Raw genomic sequence first — 19,679 nt, 5'->3', positions numbered from 1 at the left:
TTTAGAACCGATAGATTAAATCAAAAGCCGCTTGCAAATTACTTTCGCGTTTACCGTCATAAGGACGTTTATCCAACGTGAGCCTTACCCCTGCGTCAATAACATCATTCCATTTAATACGTTGACCATATCCAATCCTTGTGATCAGGCCACCGCCGTACCCTTGCTGCCAATATTGCCCAATACCAGCCACAACTTGCTGGCTCCAGACAGTTTGATAGTGCCGATATATGGTGTGGTCTGCTTCCAGTTCAGGCAGGAAGGTAAAGTCACTTTTGGGATTGAAATAGGGGGTATTTTGCCGAGTATTGTGAGTTGTACTCAGTTCCAACTGCCCATCAAGTTTCAGGTAAGGGGCGGTATATAGGCGTTGAAGGCCATCAATGCCATATTCAAAGCGATGGTTGCCATCTGAAAAGAATGCAGGAGCAAAGCGAGCGCTCCATTGGCTGCGTTCGCTGTCTCTCCAGCGAGCATAAATTTGTCCACTATTGGCGTGAATATTATTGCTCAACGCACGCAGGGGGGTATTACGGGCAAGACGTTCTGCGGAGCCACCCAGTCGCCATTGATCATTGAAGTCATACCAGGCTGCGATCCGTAGTCCCACTTTGCTGCCATGACGATAATGACGCGCAGAAACTTCACTTTCCAGCCAAAGATCCCGCGAACGCCACTCTACACCGCCGCGTAAATCACGGTTCAACCCCCTGCCTTCTGAAAATTGGCTGCGATTGTAAGCACCACCGGCAAATAAGCGCCAATTATCCTCAAAGGGAGGGCTATAAAGTATGGCGTCAATATCTGAACTGTGTTTACCACTTTCTGGATTATCTGAATTAATGCCTTGATTGACCTTAATTTGCAGTTCTGACATATGATGCACATTGCGCAGACGGTTAAGGCGTTTAGCGAGCATATCTTCTGGTGCGCGGGTAATAACATCATCGGCCAGCAAATCCATCTGTTGCCATTCTTGTAAGGCAAGGGCGGTATAGCCTTGCTGGATTTCCAATGCCAGATTACGGTGATCGAGTCCTTCAATTTGCTTTAATTCACTTTCAGCACGGCGTGGCCAACCACGATCCAGCCAGATAGCCGCCAGATCAACCCGCAATTTCTGGTTGCCAGGCGCTGTGCGTGCTAAATGGGTGAAGCGTTTTTCTGCTTCAGGAAGGTCTTCACGTAATTGTGCAGACTCTGCTAAAAACTGTTGCCCTTGTAGCCAGTCATCATTCGGAACGCGGATGGGAGAGCCAAAGACATTAAGCATATAAGGATTGCGCTGTTTGAGATCGGTGGCAAGCTGTTGAGCTGCATCCAGATGCTCACTTTCCACATTCGCATAAAAAAGGACGATATCATCTTCAAGGGGAATATTGGGCGATGATATTTTCCCTGACGGCGAGATATTTTCATCAGGGTAATTCAAAGCGTGCAAAATATTTCGTGCTTTTTCTGGCTGGCGCAGATTCAGGTAAGCTGCTGCCGCCCATTTCTGCGCATATTCTGGGATAGGTAGCCCTTGTTTTTGCAAGATTAGATATTCATCAATGACTTCCTGCATCCGATAGCGGGAAAGAAGGGCACCAAGCCGATCAATGCGCGCCTGGTGGTAGTCTTGCTGTGCATCGGGTAGGTTATGCCATTGATTAAGCATATGCTCATAGTGTGCAAGTGCCCGGTCAGCAATGTCAAAGCGCTCTGTTTCACTACGGTTAGGGATCATTGACAAGCGAACCAATTCTGCTGCGGCGTCAGCTTCCAGCCTGCGCAGTTGCGTCGTGGTTAATTGTGTGGCGTGTCGTTGTCCTAAACGCCATGCAGGATCACTGATCCGATGGTTTTTTAGGCTGAACAGATAGTCTTGGGTGACTTCTTTATTGTCGGGAAACCGTTTATACGCGATAGAAAGCATTTGCATGGCATCCCATGTCCGGCCGGCAGCTTGGTCAACATAGGCCAGCAAACGGTAATTAGCAGCGTCGGGTTGATGCGCCAATAACTCTTTTGCCAAACGACGGGCTTCTGCGTCTTGTTTGGCATCGGCGAGCGTCATGATAAGGCCAGCTTTGATATCGCGGCTCTGTTTGTCCAAGGTCAGGGCTGTTCGCCACATCTGGATTGCTTGTGACCATTGGCGTTGGTTGCGATAGGCGCGGGCAATAGCCGCGATCCCTCTGGCAGGTATAACCATTGAGCGATAGCGTTGCCAGAGAGAAATCACTTCATCATCATGTCCAGCCCAACTTGCAACTTGTAACCAATCAGCAATTTGTGAGGAAGAGAGATGATGTCGTCTTTCTTCCTGACGAATGTATTCGAGCATGGGGCGGGTATTCCCCTTTCTGGCTTGTTGAATTAATGCATCGTAATCTGCCTGAGCGGATTCCGTTGTTATTAAACAGCTTAGTGATATAAATAACGATAACAACTTATACCGATATCTATGAAAGCCCATCGGACGGAAATAAAGATATGACACGCTATCCCCTTTTTATACTGCATATTGGTTTTACAAATAGCAGGACCAGACGGAATTGAATTTAATTTAGATTAAGATGAATTTTTACATTCTTCATTTTTGAAGAGGCAGAATAATACTTACTGTGTGAATTTATATCAATGGGAAAATTTCGTGAAATAATTGCAGTTATTTGATTTTGCATTGATATCATGTCTATATAAAATAATATGAAATAGTGATATTTATGTTTTGAAATTATTGTTATTGGTTTTAAATCAATTGGTTGAATGAGTAATTTTCTGTCGTAAAAATACTTTTAGAGGTAAAGGGTAATATTAGGATTGATTTCAATGAAAAAAACTTAGACTGAATGAAAATATTTTTTATTGCCGAGAAGTTAATACTATTGATTGTTGAGTCTTTTATTTGAAATAAATTGGTTGAAATGAGGTTGGTTTATTTTTTTAGTATAAATATGTGGTTTATTGAACGTAATATGACGATATTTCAAAATTAAATACTATTTTTAATCCACAAACCGAAAATATTAGCGAAATTGGTATTCGATTATTCTCTTTTTTGTGTGAAGTTTAAACAATATTGTGTTGGTAATTTACATGAGTAATTTTATGGATATTACTATCGTTTGCAGATAACGTGAGATGATCATATTCAGATTTATCTGAAAAGGTATTAGCTTAATCACTAATTATTTTCCAGTTTTGTTATCAATGGATTTTATATTTCTCATTTGTAGCTGAAATATCGCCAATTAAATAGGTTTTCATAATACTGAAAGTATTAGATGTTGGCGTTCTTTACCCCGTGCCGCGCGGGGTAAGGAATACTCCTATCATTTTGAAACGCTATTTAAATGATAATTCCTTGAACTAAGATAAGGAAATCGTTTTTATCCGCAATTAAGATCAAGAACGTCTTATACCAATCTAACTTCAAGATGCGAGTGATTTCTCCCCACTTCGCGGGGAGAAATCACGTTTCATATTGTGTTGTAAATTGCAACTTGAAGTTTAATGCGTATATATAATTATTTATTATTCTTTGGCATCATTTTTGAAAGAATTTTTTGGGCTTATATGTCAAACAGCGCACTCAACCGCCGCTGGGCGGAACTTTTATTGGAAGCATTAACTCGCCACGGATTGCGTCATGTCTGCATTGCTCCCGGCTCTCGTTCAACATCATTGACATTGGCTGCCGCAGAAAATCATAAGTTGATTTGTCATACTCATTTTGATGAGCGCGGGTTAGGCTATTTGGCCTTAGGATTGGCAAAAGCGGGCAAAGAACCGATTGCGGTTATTGTGACGTCTGGAACGGCAGTTGCCAATTTGTATCCTTCTTTAATTGAAGCGGGCTTGACGGGAGAACGATTGGTCTTTCTCACCGCGGACAGGCCGCCTGAATTAATCGATTGCGGTGCTAATCAAGCTATTCGTCAGGTAGGGATTTTTGCTTCTCATCCCGCGCAAACTTTAGCCCTGCCACGACCAACCACAGAGATCCCTGCCAGCTGGTTGGTTTCTTCCATCGATAATGCAATGTCAAACCTGAAACACGGTGCGTTACATATTAATTGCCCGTTTGCGGAGCCTTTGTATGGTAATGAAATGACCGCGCATCAAGATTGGTTGCAAACATTGGGAACGTGGTGGCAAGGGCATGAGCCGTGGTTGGCCGAGCCAGAAGTGCATACCACCCTTAAGGCAGTCGATTGGGATATCTGGCAGAAAAAACGGGGAATTGTACTGGCAGGGAGGATGAGTGCAGAAGAGGGCAAATATGTTGCTCAATGGGCAAAAGAGATGGGCTGGCCGCTTATTGGTGACGTGTTATCCCAAACGGGGCAGCCTTTGCCATGTACAGACTTATGGCTGACTCATTCCCGCACTCAGGAGATTCTGGCGCAAGGGCAATTGGTGATCCAATTTGGCGCGAGCTTGACAGGCAAGCGATTGTTGCAATGGCAGGCTAAGTGCCAACCTGAACAGTATTGGATTGTCGATCCCATTGCCGGCAGACTTGATCCTGCAAACCATCGAGGACGCAAATTCACTTGCAGTGTAACTGATTGGTTACGGGAGCATCCCGCATATTCACGAGCACCTTGGGCAGAGGAATTGAACTTATGGTCAAAAAGCGCGTTTAAGTGTGTTGAAACAAAGTTGACGGGAGAATTCAGCGAGGCCGCGGTTGCGCATCAATTGCACCAATTGTTGCCAGAGCAAGGGCAATTGTTTGTTGGCAATAGCTTGGTTGTGCGTTTGGTTGATGCGTTGGGGCAACTTCCCGTGGGTTATCCGGTTTACAGTAACCGAGGTGCCAGTGGTATAGACGGCTTGATCGCGACTGCCGCAGGCGTACAGCGAGCAACCAATAAACCGACACTCACGATTATAGGTGATATCTCAGCCCTTTATGACCTGAATAGCCTGGCTTTATTACGCCATCTTTCCGCTCCCATGTTATTGATCATAGTGAATAATAATGGCGGGCAGATTTTTTCGCTGTTACCAACACCACAGGAAGAACGTCAGCGTTTTTACTGTATGCCGCAAGATGTCAATTTTGATCATGTTGCTGCCATGTTCGGCCTAAACTATGCAGCACCGCAAAATTGGCCGGAATTAAAACGTTGTGCCCAACAAGTATGGGATCGTAAGGAGACGACATTGATTGAGTTAAAGGTTTCAGGCAATGCAGGGGCAATATGCCTGCAAGAGTTACTGGAACAGGTGGCGGCGCTGTGAAACTAAACTGTCAGGCATTTCATACCGATAACCAAGGGACGTGGTTAGTCTGGTTACATGGATTATTGGGAAGCGGCGACGATTGGTTTCCAGTCGTGGATGCTTGTGATCGATATCCTTCATTGGTTGTTGATTTACCGGGACACGGTAATTCCGCCAATGTGAATGTGACTGGCGGTTTTGCCGAGATGAGTGAATTGCTGACGGCAACCCTAATCGGGCATTCAATCAATGATTACTGTTTGATTGGTTATTCACTGGGTGGACGAATAGCTATGTACCATGCGCTCTATGGTAAACAAAATGGCCTGCGCGGGTTGCTAGTGGAAGGAGGCAATCCGGGGCTGTTTTCCCAGCAGGAGCGTGATGTGCGATTGCGCAATGATCAGCATTGGGCACAACGTTTTCGCCAGGAGCCAATGGCGTCAGTCTTGCCTGATTGGTATCAACAACCGATATTTGCTGATTTAACGACAGCACAACGTGAGCAAATTATTCATCTGCGCAGCCAAAACAGAGGAGATCGTATCGCAGATATGCTGGAAAACACCTCGTTAGGCCACCAACCCTGGCTAGTTCCTGCTTTACAGCAAATATCTATTCCTTTCTCTTACTTATGTGGGGAAAATGATCGTAAATTCCAGAGCATAGCGCAGCAATATAGGTTGCCATTAACAACCATTCCTCAAGTTGGACATAATGCTCATTATGGCAATCCTGTGGCTTTTTCCAGCGCAGTGAACTGTTTTTTATCACTTTTTGGTTAAGGAAACACAATAATGCATTACCCAAGCGAAGAAAAATTATATGCCCCTATTGAGTGGCAAGATTGTTCCCAAGGGTTTGAAGATATTCTCTACCACAAGTCCACTGACGGCATTGCCAAAATTACGATTAATCGCCCACAAGTGCGTAATGCATTCCGCCCCCTGACCGTCAAAGAGATGATTCAGGCGTTGGCAGATGCCCGTTATGACGAAGCAATTGGAACGATTATTCTGACAGGAATGGGAGAAAAAGCGTTTTGTGCTGGAGGCGACCAAAAAATCCGTGGCGATTATGGTGGTTATAAAGATGACAGCGGAATACATCATCTGAATGTATTAGATTTTCAGCGGCAGATCCGTACCTGTCCAAAACCTGTCGTTGCCATGGTTGCGGGATATGCCATTGGCGGCGGGCATGTCCTGCATTTGATGTGTGATTTGACCATTGCGGCGGATAATGCCATTTTTGGTCAAACTGGTCCTAAAGTCGGTTCTTTTGATGGTGGCTGGGGGGCATCGTATATGGCGCGGATCGTAGGACAGAAAAAGGCGCGCGAGATCTGGTTCCTGTGCCGCCAATATAATGCTAAAGAGGCACTGGATATGGGACTGGTGAACACCGTTGTACCTTATGCCGAATTAGAAAAAGAGACGGTGCGCTGGTGTCGTGAAATGCTGGAAAACAGCCCAATGGCGTTGCGTTGCCTGAAAGCGGCATTGAACGCAGATTGCGATGGTCAGGCGGGTTTACAGGAATTGGCGGGTAATGCCACTATGCTGTTCTACATGACCGAAGAAGGGCAGGAAGGGCGCAATGCGTTCAACGAAAAACGCCATCCTGATTTCAGTAATTTCAAGCGTAATCCGTAATAAGTTGTCATCCATTATGCGTAAAGCAACTTTGTACCAATTCAGCCTGCCTATGGAGGCAGGTATCATTTTGCGTTATCAGCGCCTGAAAACCCGTGACGGGTTTTTGGTGCACTTGCAGGAAAATGGACAAGACGGTTGGGGAGAGATTTCCCCATTGCCTGAATTTAGCCATGAAACGCCTGAACAAGCTAAAGCATCGGCGGTGGAATGGCTGCAACACTGGTGTCTAGGGACACAGCCAGAAGAGAGCGATCTTCCTTCCGTTGCGTTTGGCCTAAGCTGTGCACTGGCTGAATTACGGGGAGAGTTACCTGAAACAGCTAATTATTGCAAGGCACCGTTATGTACCGGTGACCCTGATGATGTGATCCTGCGTCTGGGTAATATGGCAGGTCAGAAGATTGCTAAAGTGAAAGTGGGGCTGTATGAAGCTGTACGGGATGGCATGGTAGCCAATGTGATGCTTGAAGCGGTGCCTGATCTCCGATTACGATTAGATGCTAACCGCAGTTGGACACGTACAAAAGCAGAGGGTTTCGCTAAGTATGTCAATCCAGATTATCGGCACCGAATTGCTTTTATCGAAGAACCCTGCAAAACCAGGGATGAATCTCTGGCGTTTGCTCGTGAAACGGGTATCGCCATTGCATGGGATGAAAGTGTCCGTGAAGCCGGTTTTACTGTAGAAGCTCAGGAGGGTGTTGCTGCTATTATCATCAAACCAACATTGACAGGCAGTATTGACCGTTGCCGTCAATTAATTACTGAAGCACATCAGTTAGGGTTAGAGGCTGTTATTAGCTCCAGCATTGAAACTAGCTTTGGCTTGACACAATTGGCGCGTCTTGCGCAATGGCTCACACCGGATTCACTTCCGGGTTTGGATACTTTGGATCTTATCCAGTCACAACTTATTCGTTGTTGGCCAGAGAGCCATATGCCATGTGTCATGCTGGATAAGCTGGCTATGGTGTGGAGTCATAAATGTCAGTAATAGAGTGGACTCAATGGCCGTGGCAGCATTGGGCTACATCCTTACCTGAAAAACAAGCTATTCAGTTAGATGATGAGCAGCTAACCTGGCATCAATTAACGCAAAGCATCAATGCTATTGCTGTCCATTTCCACCTACAGGGTGTTATGGAAGGTAGTGGTGTGATCCTGAGAGGTAAAAACAGCGCGGAACTTCTGTTATGTTACCTGGCTATCCTGCGATGTGGTGCCAGGGCGTTACTTCTTAATCCTCAGTTACCTGATCGGTTGCTGGCGGAGCTATTGCCCCATCTCAATATGGATTATGGGGTGGATTTCACGAATTCGCCTTCACCTGTTATGCCAGTTAAGAGACTTGAGTGGCAACAAAAGTTTCCGGCGAAACATGATGGGCGTGCAAAAAACAACCTGTTGGTGATGTGGGAAAGTCAACGCCCTGCCAGTATGATCCTGACCTCTGGCTCTTCTGGGTTACCCAAGGCTGCGGTACACTCCATAGGTGCTCATCTTGCCAGCGCTCAAAGTATTCTTTCCTGTATGAATTTTCAGCCAGATGATAGTTGGTTACTGTCATTGCCCTTGTTTCATGTTTCAGGCCAGGGGATCCTTTGGCGTTGGTTACAAACAGGCGCAACATTAGTGCTGCGGGATTTACACCCGCTGGATCGTGCGCTGTCTGGTTGTACCCATGCATCACTTGTACCTACTCAACTATGGCGTTTGCTGGAACAACCCCATAACTATCCATTGACATTAAAAGAAGTGTTATTGGGAGGCGCAATGATACCGACGTCACTGCCCCAACAGGCTGAAGAACTGGGTATTCGTTGTTGGTGTGGCTATGGGTTGACAGAAATGGCATCCACTGTTTGCGCAAAACGCGCTGATGGGTTGCCTGGGGTAGGCAATCCGCTCCCCGGAAAATCCATTCGCTTAGTCGATGAAGAAATTCAGCTCCGTGCTGATAGTATCGCGATGGGTTATTGGGTTAATGGAGGATTGCAGCCATTGGCAGATAACGAAGGATGGTTTTCAACCCGTGATCGAGGCGTATTTGAACAGGGAGAGTTGCGGATTTTAGGGCGTATCGATAACCAATTTTTTAGTGGTGGGGAGGGTATCCAGCCAGAAGATATTGAGCGGATCATTAACCAACATCCTCAAATTGAACAGAGTTTTGTTGTTCCCATTCCTGATATTGAATTCGGTCATCGGCCAGTAGCGGTAATTGAAACTCAGTATCCTGCACTAACAGAGACAATTATTGATTGGCTTGCGGATAAAACCGCGGCTTTCCAGCGACCTGTTGCCTGCTATGTGTTACCTGCTCAACTGAAAAATGGCGGAATAAAGGTTTCTCGCCAACAAGTTATGCAGTGGATAACGGAGATAAATAGTAAATCTAATAAATGATAACGCTATTTACGTATCTTTATAAATCTAAACATTTCCTTGCTTTTTTGTCGTCTATGTCTCCGCGTCGGTTTAAGTACAATACCTTAGCCCATATAGGCATTGATTCATTAAAGGATAAGATTATGAAAGGCTTTATTGCTATTGGCGCCGCTAGTTTGCTCTTTATAGCTGGCTCAGCAAATGCTTTCTCTATAGATGCTCAAGTGGGAAAACACAGTACCAGCACCTCAGTGGGGATTGGTGATAAATATGCCGGCTTGTCTCTGACGGGTAACTGGACTCGCAGTGACCATAATGGCCAGCTTGGCAGTTTAGGTTTAGGCTTCGGTCTACCATTGGGTCCATTAGCTGCAAATGTTGGCGCGAAAGGGCTTTATTTGTCCCCCAAAGATGGGAAAGATGGCGCAGCATTGGCCGTCGGTGCTGGCCTTAGTTGGGCTGTGACTTCTTCTTTATCGCTGTATGGGGAGGCTTACGGTTCGCCATCAGGCTTAACATCAGGTATGGATTCTTATACGGAAGCGACAGGGGGAGTGCGTTATACGCTTTTCAGACCTCTGAGTGTAGATGTTGGCTACCGTGTCATTGATATACGGGGTAGTCATGGTCATCGTAATAACAAGGTTTCTGATGGTTTTTATGTTGGCGCTGGCTTGAGCTTTTAATTAAACGAAAATGCTACAAGGTTATCCGCGTCAGTATTAATGCGGATAACCTTCGACAGGATAAACTTACCCTATGTTTGGCAATATACCTGTAACAATGCCAATTTGAATGGCAATCACTGCAAGTCCACACAGGAAAACAAAGACTAATGCAGGCTTACCCCCCATGACACGATAACTGCCCTGGTTTTCTTCACGGCTACGCCAAACCAGCAGGCAAGGCAATAATAGGGCGAGAATAGAGAGGGCAACAGCCGCGAATGTCAGTGCCATAACAAAATTAGGGTAATACAGTGCACAGAACAAGGGAGGAACAAAAGTCATTAACCCTGTTTGTAAACGCCCTTTGGCGTGATTACGGCGCTTAAACAGGTCAGCAAGGTAATCAAATAACCCTAAGGCAACACCGAGAAACGAGGTAGCTAGCGCGAGATCAGCAAACAGATGAACGGCAAACTCCACTTTAGGTACAGCGACAATCTCTCTGACTGCTTTCAATAATCCATTCAGGCCAGACTCTTGTGCAAGAATGCCAACAAATGTATTTGAAGAAATCGCGCCGAGCGTCACCAATTGCCACAGAATATAGGCTAACAGGGGAATGGCACTGCCAATAACAAAGATTTTCCGTAGCTTGTTGGTATCGCCTCCCATATAGGCAACGATGCTTGGCACACTCCCGTGAAACCCGAATGAAGTAAAAATGACCGGTATAGCAGAGAGTGCTAATCCTTGCTCAATGGGCATGGAGATCAGGTTGATTTTATCAACATGAGGCATCATGACGCCGAGTACGATCACCAGAAAAACGATTTTAGCGGTAAACAGCAGGCGGTTAATCAAATCGACAGATTGGGTGCCAATACAGACGACCCCACCACCAATAATAGTAAAAATGATGATCCCAGCAGAGACAGAAATGGGTTTATCTAACCAAGAAGAGAGGGAAGCCGCCAGTAACTCACCCGCACCACTAATATAAGCTGTTGTCAGGGCATACATAAGGAAGAGCATACTAAAGCCAGTCAACACCTGCCCACCTAACCCAAGGTAGCGTTTCGCGATAGTTCCTAATCCAGTATTAAACTCATTATGTTGATACACTTCCACGAGCAAGAGTGCTGTATAACTCATTAAAGCCCACAGGGCGACTAACATAGCAAATGTAGTTCCAAATCCCACACCTGCCGTTGCCAATGGCATTGCTAGCATTCCTGCGCCAATCGTCGTTCCAGCAACGATAAAAATACTGCCAATAGTGCGATTTTTCACGCGATCCTCATTTCTGAATATGTTGAGAAATAGTTATAAGACTTGCAGGTTAAATGATTGATTTATGTCTGTCAAATCTATAGTACACAGTGTGTAAATAAATAATTACATTTTTGGTGGCATTGAATAAGGCGTTATCAAGCTATGTGATTCGGAGAAAATCACTAAGAAAGCAGAAGTATATTAAGTTAAAAAATAACTAGAAACTTCTTTGTTGAGTAACATAATTTATTCGTGTTTTAAATTATGTTATGGCCTGGATGCGGTCATTAAGCTAACGAGGACAATGAAGTAGCAAATCATTTTGAAACGCTATTGAGAGCTGGAATGATATCCTCCAGTTTGTTGATGATCTTGGTGAGATAAGGGATATAGCAGTGGATGATTCGAGTAATACAATACTTTCCTTTGCATTTTTTAATGCATGTTTTTCATATATAATTCAAGAGGTTATATTGTGAAATTTAGGCCTGACATCAATGGGTTAAGAGCTCTCGCGGTATTGTTGGTTGTTTTTTACCATGTACATTTCCCAGTTCCGGGAGGATTTGTAGGCGTAGATGTTTTTTTCGTTATATCTGGATTTTTGATAACTTCAATAATTGAGAAAGAAATAAGAACGGGCGTATTTTCTTTTGGTCATTTTTATAGCCGAAGGGCAAAAAGATTATTACCAGCATTTATTTTTATGTTAATACCTTTATTTATATATTGTTGGTATAATTTATTAGCGGTTGACTTGGTATCATTTTCAAAAAGTGCATTATTTTCTATCATTGGAGCTAGTAATTTTTATTTCTACAGTATTCCTGACTATATTATCTTATCTGGCAGAGAGCCTCTTATTCACACGTGGTCATTATCAATAGAAGAACAATTTTACTTGATCTGGCCTGTCATGCTCTTTCTTCTTTATAAGAAAAAAGATCTCCGTATAAATTTTGTTGTTTTATCGGTAGTTTTATTTTTATCCCTATTTTCATCACAGTATTGTGTCATTCATGATAAGCATTTGGCCTATATGATGTTGCCTTTTCGGTTTTTTGAGCTACTGTCGGGTGCAGTATTGGCTATTAACTATAGAAGAATAAAAGTAAAGGATGAATGGATTCATGTGACATCGGTTTTAGGATTTTTTCTCATATTATCAAGTGCTTTTCTTATTAATAAAAATAGTCAATTCCCCGGATTTTTATCTTTACCCGTTGTTATAGGGGCGGCACTATTTATAGTATCATATAATGGAAATAAGTTTGGGATTTTCAACAGAATACTTTCAAATTCAATATCTTCATATATAGGGAAGGTATCATATTCTTTTTATCTTTGGCATTGGCCTATAATTATGTTTTCAACATACAGAGGAATAGAGTTAAATAAAATTAATTCAAGTGTTATTATCGTTATTTCATTTTCCGTAGCATGTTTAAGCTATCACTTTGTTGAAAAACCATTCAGAAGGCTTAATTATAGAAAATACACACTGCTATCTTTTTATCTTTTGTCAGTTTTATTATTAATGGTTATTTCCATTGTGATAACTCAAAGCAATTGAGGCGGAAGTGCATAACGAGTCATGGTGAGCTGGGAGTCAATCGAAGTGCTCGCTTTATCGCCAATTGGTTCACTGGGGACGCCAAAAAGATCGACGCCCTGATAATCTATCATGACGCATTTGTGTCATAATCAACTATCAGGGCGTTCGCTTCAACATTATAACATGTTGATTTTATATGGTGCCGGCTACCGGAGTCGAACTGGTGACCTACTGATTACAAGTCAGTTGCTCTACCAACTGAGCTAAGCCGGCGAAATTTGGCGGAAGGATAGAGATTCGAACTCTAGGATGGTTTCCCATCGGCGGTTTTCAAGACCGCTGCCTTCGACCGCTCGGCCATCCTTCCATGGCGCGAGATTATGCCTATATCATTTTGATGTGTCTAGTCCCTAAAGAAAAAAAATTGTGTTTTTTTTACTGTTTGCTCAATCTTCGATCTGTAATGGCCTTTTCATTGGCTAACCTGCTAATATTAAGCACAGTACACCGGCTTATTTAGCGACGATTCAATGTCGTATTGAACAAAATATATTCATACTAAAGGCAACCATCCAAAGAATGTATAAACAACCACCTATCAAGCCATCTGCTATTCCTCGTTTTTACGCGTTATTTGTTACTTTGCTTTTTACGTCTCTATTTTTATTCGGGTATAACTATTTTGATATTTGGTTGATGGAGAAAAAATATGCTATCAGTAGTGTAACCGCTAAGATGAGATTGCAGATTAAAGATTATCGTTACCATGCCAGTCATATTTTTGAGCAGTCAAATACTCTGCCAATCTCCTCTCAGGAGAATACGCCATTGTTTAAATTGCGTCCCGATGTCTATTGGCTAGAAAATCGTTATCAGTCTGTTGATGCCATTATTTTTGGTCAATATAACGACTCAAGTGTCCAACTTGCTGAGCATTTATCTGGCTATTTGGATATTCTCTGGGGGGCCCATAATGAATACTTGTCTATGTACTACCTCAATGGGCAGGATAATAATTTGTTATTGATAACAACCTATCCGATTCTAAAACCAGAAATCAGGTTCAAAGAGAGCTATCTGACGTTGAATTCTGAAACCAAACGCACCGAGATGTTGGAGCAGTCTTCTGCTTTGGAAGAAAAAGAGAGTATTTCTTCCATTAATGTATTACGTGGTGAAAATATTTATTTCTACACCTATAAAGCTGCATTTAATGCAACAGGGCAATTAACCACCATTATTGCTTTTGATTTACCCATTAATAATCTCCTGCCGGTTGATATGTCACCAGCAGACTTCCGATTGACTGCGATCAACTTACATGAACCCGAAGCTTCCGATAAAGCTGAGGTTTCATTGAGCGGCTTTTGGTTAGAATTTTCTCAGCCTCTTGATGTCATGCCGTATAAATTGATTTATCAAGTTCCATTGAAGGCACTGATTGTAGACTTGTTGTTCAGGAATGTCTGGCTTTTGCTTTCGATATTGTTTTTCTTTCTGTTTTCTTTAAGCGGGTTATTCTATATCCGTAGGCGATATATTGCACCGAATGCTGCTATGGATCATGAACTGAAAATTAGGAATACCCTAAATGGTGATATTATCTCCAATATTCCTGTTGGCGTCGTGGTTTATGATTTTGAATCAAATCAAGTAATGATAATGAATAAAATTGCGGAGCAGTTAATACCCCATCTGGATTTGAATAAAGTGAGAGCGATGGCGCAACAACATCATGGTGTCATTCAGACATCCATTGACGAAGCGGTTTATGAAGTAAAAATGTATAACAATAGCTTATTACCAGAAACTTACTTGTTTTTACTGCAAGACAAAGATCAGGAAATTTTGGCAAATAAACGATTGCAATTTGCTCATCGTGAATATGATAAAAGTATTCAGATCAGGCGTTCTATGCTTTCAAATATTAATAATGAAATAAAAGAACCTGTTAGTAGTATTAATGATATTACCAACCAATTGAAGCAACTGTTACAAGATGAAAATAGGCAAAAGCTATTAGGTAAGTTATTAGATAAAACAAAATATATCACCGAATGGGTTGAAAATGTTTCGTTACTCAATGAGTTGGAGTTGGGAGATTGGCAGCCGGAAAACGAAATATTTTCCCTATCTTCACAATTAGAAGATATTTTGAAAACCTCTTTGCCGATATTAAATGCCAAAGGTTTGAGAGTTTATTATCATTTTAATATTTCTCGTGAGTCTTTATTCATAGGAGAAAAAGCAGCATTAAGTAAAATTGTTACATTGTTATTTAATTATGCAATAACGATGACCAGCTATGGTAAAATATCATTGGTTGTTAACGGTTCAGGTAAGTATGATAACCAGATTCAGATTGAGTTGATGGATAGTGGCGCTGGTTTAAGTGAAAAAGATCTAACCAGCTTAACTTATCCTTTTCTGAACCAATCCGTACAAGATAAGTACTCTACAAATTCTGGCATGACTTTTTATTTATGTAATCAGTTGAGCAAAAGAATGGGAGGAAGCCTTGATATTAGAAGTAAGTTGGGGTTGGGAACACATTATGTTATCAATCTGCCCCTATCGCACCATGATGATGGAAATAGCGAAACGCCTCCGCTTTTGGAAGGGATCACGGTTTTAACTGATATCAATAACCCTGAAATCAGCAAAATCGTCCATAATTATCTCAATAATTATGGTGCTGCATATTTTGATAAAAGAAAAGAAGGTATTACGGAAGAATACGATATTATCCTTACGGATAGGCTGTACAAAGAGGAAAAACAGTACAAACCTGAAAAACCAACTATATTATTAGTGGGGAGTTTAGCAGGATTTAAGCAGTTGAAGCAGGGAATGGTTCAGTGCAATTACAATCTTGCTGATGATATTATTAATGCAATATCGTTTCTGGTCGAAGAAAATTTCCGTTTAGATGGCACCAGAGAAACGCCTAAATCAGCAGATGATTTAGCTAATCGTGTTGATTTATTTGAGAATGTTGATAGTGGTATTTGTGATATCCTCAAAAGATATCAAACTCAGTTGGCAGACAGTGATTACAGGAAATTGTTTATAGAGACAGTACCTATGGACATTACCAGACTGTATACTGATGTAGAACGACATGATTTGATATCACTTTCGCAAACGGTACACCGCCTTAAGGGTGCATTTGCTATGTTAGATTTAAAATTTCTTAGGTCATCATGTGAGGCGTTGGAAGAACACATAGCAGACAATAATGAAGTAGAAATTAAAAATAGCATCAGCTTCATTGATTCTTTTGTCACAAAGCTGTTGCAGCAAGGTAACCAATAATATGAATAACCTTAATGTCATTATTGCCGATGACCATCCCATCGTTTTGTTTGGCATCCGCAAGTCACTTGAACAAATTGAGTGGATTAATGTCGTCGGTGAATTTGAAAATTCAACGACACTCATTAATAGCTTGCCACATATAGAAGCAAATGTTCTCATAACAGACTTGTCAATGCCCGGGGATAAATATGGTGATGGGATCACCCTGATAAAATATATTAAACGTCATTACCCAACATTGGCAATCATTGTTCTTACAATGAACAATAATCCGGCCATTTTAAGTGCGATACTTGAGCTTGATATTGAGGGAATCGTGTTAAAGCAAGGAGCACCAACAGATTTACCGAAGGCACTTGCTGCTTTGCAAAAGGGGAAGCAGTTTACGCCTGAAAGTGTTTCTAAGTTACTTGAAAAGGTTAATGCTAATGGATATGGGGATAAGCGTTTATCTCCTAAAGAGAGCGAAGTCCTGCGTTTATTCGCTGAAGGCTTTCTTGTTACGGATATTGCCAAAAAACTCAATCGCAGTATTAAGACAATCAGTAGCCAGAAGAAATCAGCCATGATCAAACTGGGAGTCGATAACGATATCGCATTGCTTAACTATTTATCTTCTGTCACTATCGATAAAGATATTGGTAACTAACCAATGTGTTATCTTTTCTAATGGAAAATCGGTAGCAGTCGTTACCGATTTTCCATCGTTCATAGCTCAATATGCATGAGTTTAAATAGCACTGTATTTAATTAATGTTTCTTTTAATATAGCCAGTGTTACAGGTTTTGACAGGCAATCATTCATACCCACACTAGCACAACGCTGTTTTTCTTCTGCCAGTGCATTGGCAGTAACGCCGATAATGGGGTTGGTATAACCCTTGCTCCTCAAATATTGGGCAAGTTCATATCCATCCATATTTGGCATGTTGACATCCGTTAGAATAATATCTGGTGAGTTGTTTTTAAGATATTCGATGGCTTCAATACCATCATTAACCATTGATGCACTAAAGCCGATTGAGTTTAATTGGTCGGCCAGTAAGTTTTGATTAATAGGATGATCATCAACGACCAATACTTTAACTCTATTTAAACAAATATCAGTCTGGACGATTTTATCTGTAATAGGAATGGTTGATACAGAAATACCGGGCAAGAAAGTCTGTTTTGCCAGCAAATTATCCAACAGATTATCCAGTTCATTCAGTTCATAAGTGTTATATAACCAATAATTTTCTCTGATTTGTTCTGGCGAACCGATATGTTTCTCTGAAATTTCTATAAAGTAACCTACAGAAATGTTTGTTTTATGTGCTCGATCACTAATTAGTATTTCTGTGCCATCTAGTTGGTTTTCGTCATAGAGAGAAACTCGGAAATGATGTTGTGTAAGAAAATCTTGCAAATATTTTTCCAGAAAATCATTGCAAATATTCAACAAAATCCTCTTTTGTGACCGCTCGCTGGATAATTGTTTGGCATGGTATTTCACGCCATATAAAGGAAGGCGGATAGAAAAGATGCTGCCAACATATTTTTGTGAGACGAATTCAATATCACCATCCATTAAATTAATAAGTTTTTCACAAATAGCCAACCCTAATCCTGTACCTTGTGAGGAACTTTTTTTATTGGCACTGGCTTGGAAGAAAGGCTCGAATAATTGAAATTGTAATTTATCCTCGATCCCAAGCCCAGTATCTTTAATACTGATATATAAATAGCCATGCCTTGAGCTGATTTCAATGACAACATAGCCAGCTGCCGTGAATTTGATCGCATTGTTCAGTAAGTTGGAGATAATTTGTTGTAACCTTACAGGATCATTACGGATGATATCAGGGATATCTGGTTCAATATAGCAGTACAAGCCTAAGCCTTTTTTGGCAACCAGGGGAAGGTAGTTTGAAATCACATGTGACAGGATCTCTTTACAACTGAAATCTTTAGGTTCAATTTTCAATTGCTTGGACTCTATCTTCGAGAAGTCGAGAATATCACTGATGATTTTCAGTAATAGTGATGATGAATTATTCATTGTTGCCAGTAATCGGGTAGATTCTGGTGGTAATGGGTGGGATTGCATCAACTCTAGATTGCCAATAATGCCATAAAGTGGTGTCCTCAGTTCATGGCTGACTGTGGCAAGAAACATTGATTTTGCCTGGTTAGCTTGTTCTGCTGCTGAGGCCATTTCCTGCAAAGATTTTTCCATTTTTACACGGGTGCTGACATCTATCAGTACACAGATAGCAACTTCTTCATTACGATAACGTGAGTGTACGAAACTAATTTGCAAGTGATTATTGTTGCTGGTGACGATATCAATATAACTACTGGTTTTATCACAAATGATATCGACAATGCGTTTTTGATCTTCATGTGTCAACATTCGAGTGTAATTATGTGCTAACTCATTACTCAAGATGTTGACGCCATCACTGATCCTTAAAATACTTATCCCCACAGGGGCAGAGGCGACAATTTTATGGTTAAACTGCTCATGTTCTTCAAGACGAATAGCATTCTCTTCGGCCGGAGAAAACATTTTACGTTCAAACAGCCAAACGAAAAAGATAATCGCAATCGCAGAAATAATATTCAAGATGATGCCATTAATTACACTGACCTTCATTTCATCGTAAATATGTTTGAGCGGTAATGAATAAGTAATGCTTAATGACGAGGGAGATAAATTCCGCATTAATACCAGGCTGGTAAAATTTTCATCGTAACCAAAATACATCGGCTGCGAGTTGGAATTTATAACGAGGGGTTTATTATTAGTTTTTATAGAAAACTGCAATTCGGGCAGGCTTGATTCGTTTAGCATCATGACTGTAACAGGGCGCTCCCTTTTTTGCAAAAAGGATTCTAGCCTGATAAATTTTTCGATACCTATGATCCCTGTCATGTGCCCATTAATATAAATAGGCGTAAAAACATAAAGATTACCACTATCCGCCTTGGGGTTAGGTTGTATCCAAAAGAGTGTTCTTTCATTGTTTTGTTCTCTCATATTGATCAACCTGCGGGTATTTTCGTAGATCATTTTTTTTAACGCATCAGGCTCTGCGATATTGTTATGAGGGAAAAAATTCACCATGCATTTGCTTTTTACTCCAATGAAAAAAGTCTGATTTATGCCGCGTATAGCAGCAAGATTATCTTTCCAAAGTGCAATCAACTGATCTAATGAATATAAATTATTATGAGAGGTTCTACGTAATAGTTCACAATCGGAATTCTCATTCAACGGAATGTACGAGAGAACATTGTTATTATACGGTACGATTGTTTGATTTTTATCATTATCCTGTGATAAATGCTTTTCCGCCATAAATTGAATATCTCGCAAGATATTGGCGATATGTCGTATATGAGAAAAGGCTATATCGTAGTTGGCATTATATTCTTGACGAATATCTGATTTGAGTGCATTAAAAAGACTTGTCAAATAAAAGCTGGTTAATAAGGCTCCAAGCGCCCATAGCATAAATCCAAGCACCCGAAAAAGATAACGTGATATCTTTAATGACGTCCGAAAAGAAGATAGATATCTCAAGAGATCGCCTGATGAAATATATGATTAATATT

The 19,679-nt window shown here is 41.4% G+C and carries 12 protein-coding genes and 2 tRNA genes; 9 read left to right on the top strand and 5 right to left on the bottom strand.

Annotation, left to right across the window (positions count from 1 at the left end; translation table 11 throughout):
* Position 1: 1 nt before the first annotated feature.
* Positions 2–2,485: a poly-beta-1,6 N-acetyl-D-glucosamine export porin PgaA gene (gene pgaA / locus IQ211_RS03535; protein WP_189758184.1), complete on the bottom strand. Its 2,484-nt coding sequence runs from the start codon at positions 2,483–2,485 to the stop codon at positions 2–4.
* 1,079 nt (positions 2,486–3,564) lie between these two features.
* On the opposite strand from pgaA, the gene menD reads away from it, so the two are divergent.
* The 6 genes from menD to IQ211_RS03505 all read left to right on the top strand — a co-directional run bounded on the left by menD (position 3,565) and on the right by IQ211_RS03505 (position 9,952).
* Complete coding sequence (menD, locus tag IQ211_RS03530; protein WP_189758185.1) at positions 3,565–5,238, top strand: 2-succinyl-5-enolpyruvyl-6-hydroxy-3-cyclohexene-1-carboxylic-acid synthase; 1,674 nt, start codon at positions 3,565–3,567, stop codon at positions 5,236–5,238.
* Positions 5,199–6,005, top strand: coding sequence for a 2-succinyl-6-hydroxy-2,4-cyclohexadiene-1-carboxylate synthase (menH, locus tag IQ211_RS03525; RefSeq protein ID WP_189758186.1), 807 nt, complete (start codon positions 5,199–5,201; stop codon positions 6,003–6,005). The genes menD and menH overlap by 40 nt, the downstream gene beginning before the upstream one ends.
* A gap of 12 nt (positions 6,006–6,017) precedes the next feature.
* Positions 6,018–6,875: a 1,4-dihydroxy-2-naphthoyl-CoA synthase gene (gene menB / locus IQ211_RS03520; RefSeq protein ID WP_189758187.1), complete on the top strand. Its 858-nt coding sequence runs from the start codon at positions 6,018–6,020 to the stop codon at positions 6,873–6,875.
* Between the two features lie 16 nt (positions 6,876–6,891).
* Positions 6,892–7,872, top strand: a complete 981-nt coding sequence (gene menC, locus IQ211_RS03515; protein ID WP_189758260.1) for an o-succinylbenzoate synthase — start codon at positions 6,892–6,894, stop codon at positions 7,870–7,872.
* Positions 7,863–9,284 carry an o-succinylbenzoate--CoA ligase gene (menE, locus tag IQ211_RS03510; RefSeq protein WP_189758188.1) on the top strand — a complete coding sequence of 474 codons (1,422 nt, stop codon included), beginning with the start codon at positions 7,863–7,865 and terminating at the stop codon, positions 9,282–9,284. Before menC ends, menE begins: the two co-directional genes overlap by 10 nt.
* 125 nt (positions 9,285–9,409) lie before the next feature.
* Positions 9,410–9,952 carry a YfaZ family outer membrane protein gene (locus IQ211_RS03505; protein WP_189758189.1) on the top strand — a complete coding sequence of 181 codons (543 nt, stop codon included), beginning with the start codon at positions 9,410–9,412 and terminating at the stop codon, positions 9,950–9,952.
* Positions 9,953–10,018: 66 nt separating this feature from the next.
* Here the strand turns inward: IQ211_RS03505 and tyrP are convergent, their stop codons facing one another.
* Positions 10,019–11,224, bottom strand: coding sequence for a tyrosine transporter TyrP (gene tyrP, locus IQ211_RS03500; RefSeq protein WP_189758190.1), 1,206 nt, complete (start codon positions 11,222–11,224; stop codon positions 10,019–10,021).
* 457 nt (positions 11,225–11,681) lie between these two features.
* Between tyrP and IQ211_RS03495 the strand changes: the two genes are divergently transcribed.
* Complete coding sequence (locus IQ211_RS03495) at positions 11,682–12,779, top strand: acyltransferase family protein (RefSeq protein WP_189758191.1); 1,098 nt, start codon at positions 11,682–11,684, stop codon at positions 12,777–12,779.
* A gap of 179 nt (positions 12,780–12,958) precedes the next feature.
* Here IQ211_RS03495 and IQ211_RS03490 read toward each other — a convergent pair.
* Both IQ211_RS03490 and IQ211_RS03485 read right to left on the bottom strand, forming a co-directional pair.
* Positions 12,959–13,034, bottom strand: a tRNA-Thr gene (locus IQ211_RS03490).
* Between the two features lie 6 nt (positions 13,035–13,040).
* Positions 13,041–13,128, bottom strand: a tRNA-Ser gene (locus IQ211_RS03485).
* 212 nt (positions 13,129–13,340) lie between these two features.
* On the opposite strand from IQ211_RS03485, the gene rcsD reads away from it, so the two are divergent.
* Positions 13,341–16,076 (top strand): phosphotransferase RcsD, encoded by a 2,736-nt coding sequence (gene rcsD / locus IQ211_RS03480; protein ID WP_189758192.1) that lies wholly within the window; start codon positions 13,341–13,343, stop codon positions 16,074–16,076.
* Between the two features lies 1 nt (position 16,077).
* Complete coding sequence (gene rcsB / locus IQ211_RS03475; protein ID WP_189758193.1) at positions 16,078–16,728, top strand: response regulator transcription factor RcsB; 651 nt, start codon at positions 16,078–16,080, stop codon at positions 16,726–16,728.
* A gap of 81 nt (positions 16,729–16,809) precedes the next feature.
* On the opposite strand, the gene rcsC is transcribed toward rcsB, so the two are convergent.
* Entirely contained in the window at positions 16,810–19,647 is a 2,838-nt protein-coding gene (gene rcsC / locus IQ211_RS03470; RefSeq protein ID WP_189758194.1) for a two-component system sensor histidine kinase RcsC, read from the bottom strand.
* Positions 19,648–19,679: the final 32 nt, after the last annotated feature.

Origin of the sequence: Xenorhabdus griffiniae, from assembly GCF_015163655.1 — a bacterium.
GTDB classification, from domain to species: Bacteria; Pseudomonadota; Gammaproteobacteria; order Enterobacterales; family Enterobacteriaceae; genus Xenorhabdus; species Xenorhabdus griffiniae.
This window is presented reverse-complemented; position numbering and strand designations above follow the sequence as displayed.

What these genes read in the sequence shown, in the direction of transcription:
- menD (WP_189758185.1), top strand. Translation starts at nt 3,565, where the DNA reads ATGTCAAACAGCGCACTCAACCGCCGCTGGGCGGAACTTTTATTGGAA.
- menH (WP_189758186.1), top strand. Translation starts at nt 5,199, where the DNA reads ATGCCTGCAAGAGTTACTGGAACAGGTGGCGGCGCTGTGAAACTAAAC.
- menB (WP_189758187.1), top strand. Translation starts at nt 6,018, where the DNA reads ATGCATTACCCAAGCGAAGAAAAATTATATGCCCCTATTGAGTGGCAA.
- menC (WP_189758260.1), top strand. Translation starts at nt 6,892, where the DNA reads ATGCGTAAAGCAACTTTGTACCAATTCAGCCTGCCTATGGAGGCAGGT.
- menE (WP_189758188.1), top strand. Translation starts at nt 7,863, where the DNA reads ATGTCAGTAATAGAGTGGACTCAATGGCCGTGGCAGCATTGGGCTACA.
- IQ211_RS03505 (WP_189758189.1), top strand. Translation starts at nt 9,410, where the DNA reads ATGAAAGGCTTTATTGCTATTGGCGCCGCTAGTTTGCTCTTTATAGCT.
- rcsD (WP_189758192.1), top strand. Translation starts at nt 13,341, where the DNA reads ATGTATAAACAACCACCTATCAAGCCATCTGCTATTCCTCGTTTTTAC.
- rcsB (WP_189758193.1), top strand. Translation starts at nt 16,078, where the DNA reads ATGAATAACCTTAATGTCATTATTGCCGATGACCATCCCATCGTTTTG.